At 60.5% G+C, this 13163-nt stretch carries 10 protein-coding genes; 6 read left to right on the plus strand and 4 right to left on the minus strand.

The window, feature by feature from the left end; all coding sequences use genetic code 11:
• Positions 1 to 63: 63 nt before the first annotated feature.
• Positions 64 to 693, minus strand: coding sequence for an NAD(P)H:quinone oxidoreductase type IV (gene wrbA, locus ABSY17_RS15600; protein ID WP_378942647.1), 630 nt, complete (start codon positions 691 to 693; stop codon positions 64 to 66).
• A 178-nt stretch (positions 694 to 871) separates the two neighbouring features.
• Here wrbA and ABSY17_RS15605 point away from each other — a divergent pair, with 178 nt between their 5' ends.
• The 6 genes from ABSY17_RS15605 (at position 872) to ABSY17_RS15630 (ending at position 9717) form a co-directional block, all read left to right on the plus strand.
• Positions 872 to 1621, plus strand: coding sequence for a competence/damage-inducible protein A (locus ABSY17_RS15605; RefSeq protein WP_378942650.1), 750 nt, complete (start codon positions 872 to 874; stop codon positions 1619 to 1621).
• Positions 1622 to 1702: 81 nt separating this feature from the next.
• Entirely contained in the window at positions 1703 to 2542 is an 840-nt protein-coding gene (locus ABSY17_RS15610) for a universal stress protein (RefSeq protein WP_378942652.1), read from the plus strand.
• A gap of 115 nt (positions 2543 to 2657) precedes the next feature.
• Positions 2658 to 3155 (plus strand): xanthine phosphoribosyltransferase, encoded by a 498-nt coding sequence (gpt, locus tag ABSY17_RS15615; protein ID WP_378942655.1) that lies wholly within the window; start codon positions 2658 to 2660, stop codon positions 3153 to 3155.
• A gap of 156 nt (positions 3156 to 3311) precedes the next feature.
• A complete protein-coding gene (locus ABSY17_RS15620) occupies positions 3312 to 3797 on the plus strand; it encodes an NUDIX hydrolase (RefSeq protein WP_378942657.1) in 486 nt (161 codons plus the stop codon).
• Positions 3798 to 4433: 636 nt separating this feature from the next.
• Positions 4434 to 8237 carry a vitamin B12-dependent ribonucleotide reductase gene (locus ABSY17_RS15625; protein ID WP_378942660.1) on the plus strand — a complete coding sequence of 1268 codons (3804 nt, stop codon included), beginning with the start codon at positions 4434 to 4436 and terminating at the stop codon, positions 8235 to 8237.
• 613 nt (positions 8238 to 8850) lie between these two features.
• Positions 8851 to 9717 carry an ornithine carbamoyltransferase gene (locus tag ABSY17_RS15630; protein WP_378942662.1) on the plus strand — a complete coding sequence of 289 codons (867 nt, stop codon included), beginning with the start codon at positions 8851 to 8853 and terminating at the stop codon, positions 9715 to 9717.
• 58 nt (positions 9718 to 9775) lie between these two features.
• On the opposite strand, the gene ABSY17_RS15635 is transcribed toward ABSY17_RS15630, so the two are convergent.
• The 3 genes from ABSY17_RS15635 to ABSY17_RS15645 are packed head-to-tail and all read right to left on the minus strand — an operon-like array spanning position 9776 to position 13162.
• On the minus strand, positions 9776 to 10252 hold the full coding sequence (locus ABSY17_RS15635; protein WP_378942665.1) for a Mov34/MPN/PAD-1 family protein: 477 nt from the start codon (positions 10250 to 10252) through the stop codon (positions 9776 to 9778).
• Positions 10245 to 12020, minus strand: coding sequence for a HesA/MoeB/ThiF family protein (locus tag ABSY17_RS15640; RefSeq protein ID WP_378942667.1), 1776 nt, complete (start codon positions 12018 to 12020; stop codon positions 10245 to 10247). Before ABSY17_RS15640 ends, ABSY17_RS15635 begins: the two co-directional genes overlap by 8 nt.
• Positions 12017 to 13162 carry a hypothetical protein gene (locus tag ABSY17_RS15645; RefSeq protein ID WP_378942670.1) on the minus strand — a complete coding sequence of 382 codons (1146 nt, stop codon included), beginning with the start codon at positions 13160 to 13162 and terminating at the stop codon, positions 12017 to 12019. Before ABSY17_RS15645 ends, ABSY17_RS15640 begins: the two co-directional genes overlap by 4 nt.
• Position 13163: the final 1 nt, after the last annotated feature.

Here is a 13163-nt window from a genome sequence, read left to right on the forward strand (position 1 = left end):
CCAACGCAAAACGGGCGACCTCGCGGCCGCCCGTCTTGAATGTGCCGGTGACTAAACCGGAACTTATGCGACTTCCTTGGCCTGGTTCGAACCCTTGCCATGCAGGCGGATGGCGATTTCGGCCACGCGCTTGCCCTGGAAATGGGCGCCTTCCAGCTCCTGCGCCGAAGGTTGGCGCGAGCCGTCGCCATCGGACGTGGTGGTCATGCCGTAGGGTGCGCCGCCGCGGACCACGTCGTTGCCCATCTGGCCCTGGTAGGCATAAGACAGCGGCACGATGACCATGCCATGGTGCTGCAGGTGGATCTGGGCGTTGATCAGCGCCAGTTCCGCACCGCCATGCTGGGTAGCCGTCGAGACCATCACCGAGCCGACCTTGTCGAGCAGCACGCCCTTGGCCCAGAGCGGTCCGGTCTGGTCGAGGAAGTTCTTCATCTGCGAAGCCATGGTGCCGTAGCGGGTGGCGGTGCCGATGATGATGCCGTCATAATCGGCCAATTCGAGCGGATCGGCGATCGGCGCTTCCTGGTCGAGCTTGTAGTAGGCCGCCTTGGCGACAGCCTCGGGAACGAGTTCGGGAACGCGCTTGATGGTCACGTCGGCGCCGCCTTCGCGTGCGCCTTCGGCAGCGGCCTTGGCCATCTGCTCCATGTGGCCCCAGCTCGAATAGTAAAGAACAAGGATTTTTGCCATTTCATATCTCCAACGAAATCTCGCAACGCCGTCTTGGGTCGGCGACTGGTCAGGGATGTAGCGAATAGCCCGTTCAACGAAAACAGCTCAATGTGTGACGCATCGTTCACAGATCGGCGACTATTGCCGGCTTGCACCGGCGGCGTTATCAGACAGGAGCCTTTGAAGGAGCGTGCAAATGGCCGACATCGTCACCGCAGCAATGGTCGTCATCGGCGACGAGATCCTGTCCGGGCGCACAAAGGACAAGAACATCGGCCATCTCGCCGAGATGATGACGGCTTCCGGCATCGACCTCAAGGAAGTACGCATCGTGCCGGACGAGGAGGACGAGATCGTCGCCGCCGTCAATGCCGTGCGCGCACGCTACACTTACGTCTTCACCACTGGCGGCATCGGCCCCACCCATGACGACATCACCGCCGATTCGATTTCCAAGGCGTTTGGCGTGCCGTGCGAATACGAGCCGCGCGCCTATGCCATGCTCGAGGCCAACTACGCCTCGCGCGGCATGGAATTTTCCGAGGCACGCAAGCGGATGGCGCGCATGCCGCGCGGCGCCGACCTGATCGAAAACCCGGTTTCCGTGGCGCCCGGCTTCCGCATCGGCAATGTGCATGTCATGGCGGGTGTGCCGTCGATCTTCCAGGCCATGCTCGACAATGTCATGCCCACGCTGAGGACCGGCGCCAAGCTGTTGTCCACCACCGTGGAATGCCCCTATGGCGAAGGCACCATCGGCGGGCCGCTCGGCGAGATCCAGAAGGCGCACCCGGACACCATCATCGGCTCGTATCCGAAATATCTCGACGGCAAATTCTGGACCGAACTGGTCGTCAGGTCGCGGTCGCAGGATGCCATGGCGCGCGCGCGCGCCGAGATCGAAGCCATGCTTGCAGACATCGCAAGGGCGGCCGCGGAAGCTTGATTCAGGTCACACTGGAACGACTTCAGGCATGATATTGTTTTCTTGTATGAGCCGATCCTGGCTCACGCGGAGGAGGCTGCCATGCCGTTCAAGACCATCGTCGCCATCATTCAGAACGAGTTTGACGTTTCCCGCGTCCTGGATGTGGCCATTCCCTTTGCCGAGCGCCACGAAAGCCATCTGATCGGCGTACATGCCGAGGCGCTGGCCATGCCCTACACCACTGCCGTCGGCTTTCCCGACACCGAATTCATCCAGTCCAATGCCGAGATATGCAGGGAGCGGGCCGCAAGGATCGAGAAGGCATTCCGCGCCCGCATCCGGATGTCCGGCATATCCTACGACTGGCGCAGCTTCGAGAGCTTTTCCGGCGACAGCGCCCTATCAGGCGTCGAGAGCGCGCGCTCGGCCGATCTCGTCATGGTCTCGCAAGCCGCCCCTGGCCTCAAGGAATCCGTCGCGGCCGACATTGATTCCCTGATTTACGAGGCCGGGCGACCTGTCCTGGTTGTCCCCCATTCGGCGCCGCTGATTTCGACCTTCCGCAGCCTGCTGGTCGCCTGGAATGGCAGTCGCGAAGCGGCGCGCGCCGCTTTCGATGCCCTGCCCTTCATCACCGAGGCCGATACGACCGAAGTCCTTGTCGTGGATCCGGTCGAGACATCGGCCCGCAGGCCTGACGCCTCCGGCTCGGACATCGCCGCCGCCTTCGAGCGCCATGGCGCCAAGGTGACCGTCAGCCTGGAGGAGTCCCACGGCCGTTCGGTCGACGCCGTCATCCACCAGAAGGTCATGGACACCGGCGCCGATCTTCTGGTGATGGGCGCCTACAGTCATTCCTGGCTGCGCGAGTTCCTGTTTGGCGGCGTCACCCGCTCCGTGCTGCAGGCCGGCGACGTGGCGATTTTGCTGTCGCGCTAAAACCGCTGCAAAAGTCTGATGCCCCGACTTGCCAAGAGCGGGGCTTTCCGGCTAATTCCGCCTGCATTCCCAACTTTTCGCGCGCGGCTGGCGCGCCGTCAGGAGTGCGCGTCTTATGTCCCTTCCCGAAAAGGCCTTTCCCGTTTCCTGGGATCAGTTCCACCGCGACGCTCGCGCGCTTGCGTGGCGGCTTGCCGGCGTCAACGGCCAGTGGAAGGCCATCGTCTGCATCACCCGCGGCGGCCTCGTGCCGGCTGCCATCATCTCGCGTGAGCTCGGCATCCGCATCATCGAGAGCGTTTGCGTGGCGTCGTATCACGACTACACCTCGCAGGGTCAGTTGCACGTCCTCAAAGAGATCACCCCTTCGCTGCTCGAAGGCGACGGCGAAGGCATCCTGATCGTCGACGACCTCACCGACACCGGCAAGACCGCTGCCATCGTGCGCGCGATGATGCCCAAGGCGCATTTCGCCACCGTCTATGCCAAGCCCAAGGGCCGGCCGCTGGTCGACACCTTCGTCACTGAGGTGTCGCAGGATACCTGGATCTACTTCCCCTGGGACATGGGCTTCACCTACCAGAAGCCGATCGCCGACGATCACAAGGGCTGATCGCGGCGCCAGCCGAAGCAGTCCGAAGACTTCAGCGCCCAGCCAGCCGGCTGGGCGCTTTCATTAGCAGTCTATTTACTTTTGTTACGGAGAATTAACCGTAACATTCCTGACACGGCAACTGAGTCTGCTGCTTGGGTGGGACTGCCGACGCTGATGAAATCAGTCTATCAAAGCCATCTGGTCGAGTGGCTGCGCCGGCTGTTCGGCGCACCCGCCTGCCGGCTGCAGGTCGCAGCCCTTCCCTGGCAACGCACTGCTTCCGGCATCGAGGTCATGCTGATCACCAGTCGCGACACTGGCCGCTGGGTGCTACCCAAGGGCTGGCCCGAAGCCACCGAGCGCCTGTGCGAGACGGCTGCGCGCGAGGCCAGCGAGGAAGCGGGCCTGTCGGGCTCCGTCGACACCCGCGAAGCCGGCCGCTATTTCTATCGCAAGGCGCTGGCGAGCGGCGAACATGTCGCCTGCGAGGTGCTGGTCTATCCGCTCGAAGTGCGCAAAGTCGCCGAGAAGTGGCGGGAGCGCCGCCAGCGCACGCGCAGATGGGTGACGCCAGCCGAGGCGGCCCGCATGGTCAACGAACCGGACCTTTGCCGCCTTATTTCCTCTTTCGCCGCAGCACAGGAAAAACTCGTCGCCTGAATCTACCGAAGGCACTGACCGGACGCCCGACCACCGGTTTCCGGCCCTCAGCCGGCGCAGCACCCGTTTCGTCCATGCACAGCTTTCTCCCCGTTATCCACATAAGTGACACACAAGATATTGGGGTCACAAAATCTCCAAGAACGATTGCTTGACGTCGGATGCCGAGTCGCTTTTTATGACTCAAGCGCGCCTGTTCGAGCGTGCGGCCGGATTGTTTCGAGCCCGGTCTTTTCCCAGATTTCGTGCGTCGTTGCTCGCATTTGCCTCCGCCATGGCGGGGTGCGGAAGCGTGCGATTTCGGGGTGTCCAAGAGGTTGGATGGCAAGATGCGGGACTGGCGAAAATCTTCTGTTAACTCTATATTTAGCGTTTGCGGCAAAAGTAAGCACTAGATATTGTGAGTAACCCTCCATGAGGGAATCGACACCAAAGTTTCAGTTCAAAGGGGCCGAAGCGGTCCGCAGGCAGACGGGAAAGTTCTTCCGCAAGGGGATTTCCCAGTCGTGCAGCGGCTGGTTCGGGTAAGGGCAACCGGCCGTTTTGGCGGTCGGATCAGCGGGCTTGCGCCTATCGCAATCACTACGGGCAATGCCCGGCGAAAAGCGCTATATATAGACAAAAGGAAATCGACCGATGCGCATCGAGCGGCGTTTCACCAAGGATGGACAATCGGCCTATGCGGAGATCGAATTCCGCAAGGCGCTCTCCGAGATCAAGAATCCGGATGGCTCGGTGGTCTTCCGGCTCGACGACATCGACGTACCCGCCCAGTTCAGCCAAGTCGCAGCCGACATCCTCGCCCAGAAATATTTCCGCAAGGCAGGCGTTCCCGCGCGCCTGAAGAAGGTCGAGGAAAACGACGTCCCCTCCTTCCTGTGGCGCTCGGTCGCCGATGAAGACGCACTCGCCGCGCTGCCCGAAAACGAACGCTACGGCTCCGAGCGCGACGCCCGCCAGGTCTTCGACCGTCTCGCCGGCACCTGGACCTACTGGGGCTGGAAGGGCGGCTACTTCAAGACCGAAGATGACGCCCGCGCCTTCAAGGACGAGCTCTGCTACATGCTCGCCACCCAGCGCGTCGCGCCCAACTCGCCGCAGTGGTTCAACACCGGCCTGCACTGGGCCTATGGCATCGACGGTCCCGGCCAGGGCCATTTCTATGTCGATCCCTTCACCGGCAAGCTGACCAAGTCCAAGTCGGCCTACGAGCATCCGCAGCCGCACGCCTGCTTCATCCAGTCGGTTGCCGACGACCTCGTCAACGAGGGCGGCATCATGGACCTGTGGGTACGCGAGGCGCGCCTGTTCAAATATGGCTCGGGCACCGGCTCCAACTTTTCGCATCTGCGCGGCGAAGGCGAAAAGCTTTCGGGCGGCGGCAAGTCGTCGGGCCTGATGAGCTTCCTCAAGATCGGCGACCGCGCCGCGGGCGCCATCAAGTCGGGCGGCACCACCCGCCGCGCCGCCAAGATGGTGGTGGTCGACGTCGACCACCCCGACATCGAGGCCTATATCGACTGGAAGGTGAAGGAAGAGCAGAAGGTCGCGGCCCTCGTCACCGGCTCCAAGATCGTGCGCCAGCACCTGACCAAGATCATGGCGGCTTGCGTCAACTGCCAGGGCCAGGACGACGACTGCTTCGATCCGACCGTCAACACCGCGCTCAAGCGCGAAATCAAGGCGGCCAAGAAGAACTCGGTGCCGGAGAACTACATCTACCGCGTCATTCAGTTCGCCAAGCAGGGCTACAACTCGATCGAGTTCGCGACCTACGACACCGACTGGGATTCGGAAGCCTATCTCACCGTTTCTGGCCAGAACTCCAACAATTCGGTCTCGCTCAAGGACGATTTTCTACGCGCAGTGGAGCAGGACGGCGACTGGCACCTGACCGCCCGCAAGGACGGCAAGGTCCTGAAGACGCTCAAGGCGCGCGACCTGTGGGAAAAGATCGGCTACGCCGCATGGGCCTCGGCCGATCCGGGCCTGCACTTCAACACCACGATGAACGACTGGCACACCTGTGCCTCGGCGGGCGCCATCCGCGCGTCGAACCCGTGCTCGGAATACATGTTCCTCGACGACACGGCCTGCAACCTCGCCTCGATCAACTTGCTGCCCTACCGCAACGCCGACGGCAGCATCGACATCGCCGCCTACGAGCACACCGCTCGCCTGTGGACCGTCGTGCTCGAAATCTCGGTCATGATGGCGCAGTTCCCGTCCAAGGAGATCGCCAAGCTCTCCTACGAGTACCGGACGCTGGGCCTCGGCTACGCCAATATCGGCGGCCTGCTGATGACCTCGGGCATTCCCTATGATTCCGCCGAAGGCCGCGCCATCTGCGCAGCCCTCACCGCGATCATGACCGGCGTTGCCTACGCCACCTCGGCCGAGATGGCCTCCGAGCTCGGCGCCTTCCCCGACTACGACCGCAACGCCCAAAACATGCTGCGCGTCATGCGCAACCATCGCCGCGCCGCCTATGGCGACAAGGGCGGCTACGAGGAGCTGTCGGTCGATCCGGTGCCGCTGGTCGCCTCCGACCTCAAGCAGCAGGAACTGGTCACTCACGCCCGCGCCGCCTGGGACCGCGCCATCGCGCTCGGCGAGGAGCACGGCTACCGCAACGCCCAGGCAACCGTGATCGCGCCGACCGGCACGATCGGCCTGGTCATGGACTGCGACACAACAGGCATCGAGCCCGACTTCGCGCTGGTCAAGTTCAAGAAGCTCGCTGGCGGCGGCTATTTCAAGATCATCAACCGTGCGGTGCCCGAGGCGCTGCGCACGCTCGGCTATACCGAAAGCCAGATCGCCGAGATCGAGGCCTATGCCGTCGGCCACGGCAACCTCAACCAGGCGCCGGGCGTCAACCCCGGCTCGCTCAAGGCCAAGGGTTTCAGCGACGACAAGATCGCTGTCCTCAACGCCGCGCTGAAGAGCGCCTTCGACATCAAGTTCGTGTTCAACAAGTGGACGCTGGGCGAGGATTTCTGCAAGGACGTGCTCGGCCTCACCGACGCGCAGCTCGACGACTTCTCCTTCGAGATGCTGCCGGCGCTCGGATTCTCCAAGAAGGACATCGAAGCCGCCAACATCCATGTCTGCGGTGCGATGACGCTCGAGGGTGCGCCCTTCCTCAAGGACGAGCACCTCGCCGTCTTCGATTGCGCCAACCCCTGCGGCAAGATCGGCAAGCGCTATCTGTCGGTCGACAGCCACATCCAGATGATGGCGGCGGCCCAGCCCTTCATCTCGGGCGCCATCTCCAAGACCATCAATATGCCCAACGACGCGACCGTCGAGGACTGCAAGAGCGCCTACATGCTCTCGTGGAAGCTGGCGCTCAAGGCCAACGCGCTCTACCGCGACGGCTCCAAGCTATCGCAGCCGCTGAACGCCTCGCTGATTTCAGATGAGGCGGATGACGAGGACGATGCCGTCGAGGCGCTGGCAGCAGCCCCCGCCGCCGCCAAGGCCGTGCAGGTCACCGAGAAGATCGTCGAGCGCGTCGTCGAGCGGCTCTACCGCGAACGCGAGAAGCTGCCGAACCGCCGCAAGGGCTACACCCAGAAAGCCGTCATCGGCGGCCATAAGGTCTACCTGCGCACCGGCGAATTCGACGACGGCCGCTTGGGCGAGATCTTCATCGACATGCACAAGGAAGGCGCTGCCTTCCGTGCGATGATGAACAACTTCGCCATCTCGATCTCGCTCGGCCTGCAATATGGCGTGCCGCTCGATGAGTATGTCGAGGCCTTCACCTTCACCAAGTTCGAGCCGGCCGGCATCGTCATCGGCAACGATGCGATCAAGAACGCCACCTCGATCCTCGACTATGTCTTCCGCGAGCTCGCCGTCTCCTATCTCGGCCGCAACGACCTCGCCCATGTCGACACCTCCGACTTCGGCAACACCGCGCTTGGCCGCGGCATCAACGAAGGCAAGGCCTTGGCCTTCTCCAAGGGCCTGACGCGCGGCGCCCCGCTCAAGGTGGTCTCCGGCCTGTCGGGCTCCGACCCCAAGGGCATGGCGACGCCGGCCGGCGGCCAGCCGGTCAAGTCGGTTCCGACGGCGGTTTCCGGCTCCAATGTCCGTGCCATCTCGTCTGGTGCGACGGTGACCGCGCTCAAGCCGGTCGTCGCCGAAATCCGCGAAGAGGCCACCGCCTTCAAGCGCGACTATGAGGAGCGTGCCAAGGAACTGGCCGAAGAATCCGCCGCCGACGAGGCCTCGGGCGCAGCAGCGCTGTTCTCCGACGCCGCGGCAAACGAGGCGGCCGAGGCAAAGAAGCTCGCGGCTTCCCGCCGCAGCCAGGCTCTGATGCAGGGCTACACCGGCAACGAATGCATGGAGTGCCACAACTTCACCATGGTGCGGAACGGCACCTGCGAGAAGTGCGACACCTGCGGAAGTACAAGTGGCTGCTCATAATATGCCAAGTGTTGGGTCGGCATACTAACTGTAAAAAGTAACGAGGTTTGTCCCAGCGGAAACCAATTTGTCCGCAAAACGTGGATCAGTTAGTCCCGACCTCGAACTGAACTGAAAAGACCCGACGCCACGGCGCTCGGGTTTTTTCGTTTTCCGCACTCGCTTCTTGCGACATGTATGATCCACGAAAACCGCCACACGCAAGGCGAGGCAATCGTTGCGCGCCTAGAAAAGGGCGCAGCATCTTCGATCGAGACCGTAGTTCGAGTGATGCTGGTCCTGGGACTTCGACGCTAAGGTGTCGGCTGTCAGCATCTTGGGCGGGGTCTTGGAAATGCGCCCGTCCTTCCTCTGGATGGCAGAGAGGTTGAGCTATGGCGAACCCTGAAGACACGCCCAAGGGCCAACATTTCCCGCTCTCACCAGAGTGCCGAACGCTGGCGGAGCTCGATCTAGCCAAGATACGGGACACGACTGCCTAAGACACCCACTTCATCGCGCTTTTGACTAGATGCGTGGCTTGGAACAAGACTTATCCCAGGAATGCCCGTGTACCACCCGTTGTGGTCGCATGGGAAATTTGCGATCTACAATTTTGATCGCAGGGGTTGTGATGCCGACCACTAGGGACTTTCTCGAATTTCACTCGCTGTCTGCCGACACCATCTTGTCCATCATTGATCGAGCGAATTTCTTGGCCGAGGCGTGGTTCAAACGTGAAATGCCTCCAAGCCTGAAAGACATACGCGTTGCGGTGATCACTGACGATAGCGGATGGAGAAACACAACCGCCTTCGACCTTGGCGTGCAAGCTATGGGCGGCATCTGCGCACATCCACCAATCAGCTTCGATGTTCGAGAGGATACACCCGACCTAGCCGAATATCTCGACAACTGGTTCGACGTCATTGTGGCCCGCACCAAGGAACTCTCTGCATTGCAGACCCTTGCCGCGTGCGCCGAGGCTCCTGTCATCAATGCGCGTACACGGTCGAATCATCCATGTGAAATCCTTGGCGATCTCGCATACATCGTTGGCAAGAGGGGGGCGATCGATGGCCTGAAGGTGGCCATTGTAGCGCCTAACGACAACATCCTACGCTCTTGGGTGGAGGCCTCCATTTCGCTTCCCATTGAGGTGAGGCAAATATATCCGGCAGATTGGCATGACGCCTCACTGCTCAACCCGAACTTCAGCTCGGGCACTGACCCTGCCGACATGCTCGACGCCGACGTCATCATCACGGATGCATGGCCGGGAAATGCAACGAAAGAGCAATTGCTCTCCTACCAGATATCCGCCGCCCTGCTTGAAAAATGCCGTTCCGGATTGATGTTCCTGCCTTGCCCACCTGTGGCACGAGGAATGGAGGTCAGCACCGACGCCATGGAACACCCAGCTTGCCAAAGCCGCATGGCCAAGGCCTTCTTACTCCATGGGCAAAATGCTCTTTTGGAGTGGGCAGCAGGTCGAGAATAGGTCCACTCAAATCAAATCGACCTAGAGGGATGGGAACTGGGCAGGCAGGCCCCTTTTATCACCGCAACAGCACAGACTGTTCATTCCTGGGGAACACCGTAATCGAAATTTCTGTAGAGTCATTTCTAGTGCCCACAATCAGCAAGATCGGCTCAGGGCAACAATACCCGTCGTCGCGAGCGATTGCTCTCATTGTCGCCCGATCCTGTTCACTCGGCGTCGGTAGCGCGCCAGGGTGCGAATGCCACTCCCCGAGATAATGCTGACTTTCTTGCCAGCGCGTCTTCAGAAGTGATGCCAATCCCCTCGTCTTACGTACGAACGTATACCAACCGAAAATCGACCCGCGTGGCTTTCCAGTTGCCTCCTGGACCACCGCGCGGCCGTTGCTATCGATGTGCCCGATTAGGATCCCACCCGTCTCCCGATCTCCGGCAGCACGTGCTTTTGCCAAGACTAAGCGCATTGCACCGCTTTCCACGGTAACGCGAAAGCGGGCATCAGCAGAAGCTGCATGAACATCAGCATCAAGCATCTATGACCGTCACAGTCGCGTCAGCCATCAGGCGATAGATTTTGCATTGCCGCCTTCGATCAACGATAGCGGTCCTCACATATTTTGAGCCGATCGCGCCCCAGAGTTGGATGTCGTCCGCGCTGGCGGGAAAGACGGGATGCCAGCATCCGATACCCTCGCGATTTGCTGCCTCCATGTGAGGTTTGAAGGTCATATTACTGGCAAACCGGTCGAGGGCATCGACTGCCGGGAATGCTGCCTCTGATACTGAAAAGCAAAAGAACTCCTTTGCGCCCCAACCGATGGAAAGGCTCACAAAGAGCTTTTCAGTCTGCCAATCAAATTCGGCCATCGCTTGGAGGACCGCGTCGGAGCCAGTGCAGTCAATGACGACATTGTACTTTCGCAGCGCTTCTGCGATACGGATATCCGACGTCGGAAAGGCGCTTAAGTACGGCGTTGCGCTAACATCTGGTGCGCAATTGCCCAGGCGGGCTGCAACTGCTTTCGCCTTACTGTGACCGCAATCAGACATGCCCAGAGTGTGTCGACTGAGGTTGCCGATCTCCATCAGGTCGCCGTCCACTACACCGAATTCCCGGACGCCAAGTCTTGCCAGGTTTTCCGCTACTGCGCTCCCGACAGCGCCCGCGCCAACAATCAGAACACGGCTCGACCTAACTACATCCTGCGCCTCGCCACGAGTGCGCAGTTGATCGCTTGCCCAGTTGGCCGTCTTAATCCACTTAATGCGATCCATCGATGTAGCTCTGGTCGCGTCCCATCTGGCTCGATTGTTCTCAATCGGACGAAACCCGTTCCTTTTGGCCGTGGCACCCGACAGCCCAATATTTTCGGCAGCGATCCAATGAATGCGCTCAGGTTGATACGCCACCTTCTGGGCCAATGGAAACCCAAGGAGCAATCGGCTCGGACTGCTACGCTTAAGAGTACGCATTTGGCGGCCTGCCTGAAGGAATATTTCTTCGAGGCTGACGCCGTCGCTCTCAAGGCAAGCGGACAATTCGCGCCAAGTCATTGGCGGCTGCCAAGGAGCGATTGTCGGCATTCGCGGGAGCATCACCCAGACCGCATCGACTGGAAGATCGGCCCCTCCGTCATCAACCCCGTCTTCTTTGAACACATTTCCGGACGCAGTGAGATACCGTACAACTTGGCGATGCCTGAACGCACAGCTGATTGCGCCCGTCACGGCGTAGCCCCAATTTCCGATCTGCGGCGACCAATTCGAAAGATCATCGAGCGTCTCGGTGAACCCCAACACCGTCCCCAAAGCAGCATCGAACGAGGGAAGCTCGATATGGTCTCCAGGCTCCAGAAGCTTTTCGGTAGCTGCCGCGTCGATCCAGCTTAGAAGGCGTCCCACCCGCCAAATCAACCGCTCCGCCAAATCAGTCGGCTCGCCCGTCACCGCGTCGCGTTTGAACGCCGCTTCAGGTCGCTCGATGCAAGGATTTCCCAGCCTCCAGAGCGAGCCAGCCGGTCCGGGCAAATTAGCGGATTGATGAGGAAAAGTGCAGGTGATTCCACCATCGGCCGCAGGGAAGATGGTGATCTTCGGGCGAGTAGGTTCGTCCTCGACCACCAGAAACCAGGAGCTTTCAGCAGGCATGAACGGTGATGGACTGACGGAAAGGCAGGCATTGAAGCCAAGTACCCATCGACACTTATTGTCTCGGAACCAGCCTTGAACGAGCGTGGTTCGGGGACAAACTTCGATTTCGTCCAAAAGCGGTTGAAGCGGAAGTGGGATGCTGTCGATCACGCGAAGCGGGCATCCTTTGGCTCCGCCGGGCGCGAAGGTTGAGTAAAGCCGACGCGGTCACCGCCATTCGGCCCTGGAAGCGGGAAGCGGCTTCCAAATAGTCGTTGCCAGAGCTTTCCACTCTCCTGCGCGTCATCACTGTCGAGTGCATCGCGCGCGATACTTGCGGCATTTCCAACTGCCTTATGGAAGGCCTTGAAATCTTCAGATGACAATCGCTTCAAAACGTTGTGTTCAGGCACGCCATGGTCGCTCAAGGTCGGTACGGGTCCGATCTCGGCGGCCAAAGCCCATTGTTCGGTCATCTGCTCGAGTACCTGCACAAGCCCTGAAGCGACAGAGGGGACGCTGTCTTGGACGCTATACCCGATCATATGTTCCAACGGGTAGCCCTTTGGGTACTTTGGCAGGCTCTCAGTGTTGGTTTGCCGCCACCATTTCAATGACCGCACGATATCGACATAGTGCCCGTTGCAGGCTCGGTTTTTTGCTGCCGTCCATTGGATTTGCGCAAGCGGATGCGTCCTGCCCCACGTTCCGACATCGCGGTCTGGCAGGAACAAAGGATTGGGCTTCCATTCCGACGCGGGTGCGTCCTCCACTAGCGGCTGCCCGAACTGCGCATTGAGGGAATTGAGGTCGCGTGGAACCCAATTTTGGTTGAGACGCCAATCAGGTTGCTCATCAAGAGTGCTCAAGGAGCTCACGGATTGAGACCGGTACAGGTTCTCCATGAGGTTTCGAGATTGCTGGTCTGGCGGAAGCGCGGTGACGACCAGGTCGATATCGACATATGACATCTCGATGCCAAATGAGCGCCCTTGCGGTCGCCACTTGTCCTTATAGAACTTGTCCAGAAACGGGATGAACCTATTCATCGCCTTGTCTGGCGTTGTCTTGGTCGGATCAATATTGGTGACCACAACGACATCGACATCGGGTCGCTTGTCTCCGTGCGGCCTGATTGCAGTTGCACGTCGAACACTGCCCTGCAGGAACGTTGCGACGATCTGCGGCCCAAGTTCTTCGTCGTTCGCCAAACGGGTGCGGAGGGTGCTGGAGCCAGTCCGCCAGTCTTCCTTCTGCTTGTCGGTCGGCCGGATTGACGTCAGAAATTCCCGAAATTGCGGTTTCAGTTCCATT

It is taken from the genome of Mesorhizobium sp. ANAO-SY3R2 (genome assembly GCF_042466635.1).
In the GTDB taxonomy this organism is placed as follows: domain Bacteria; phylum Pseudomonadota; class Alphaproteobacteria; order Rhizobiales; family Rhizobiaceae; genus Aminobacter.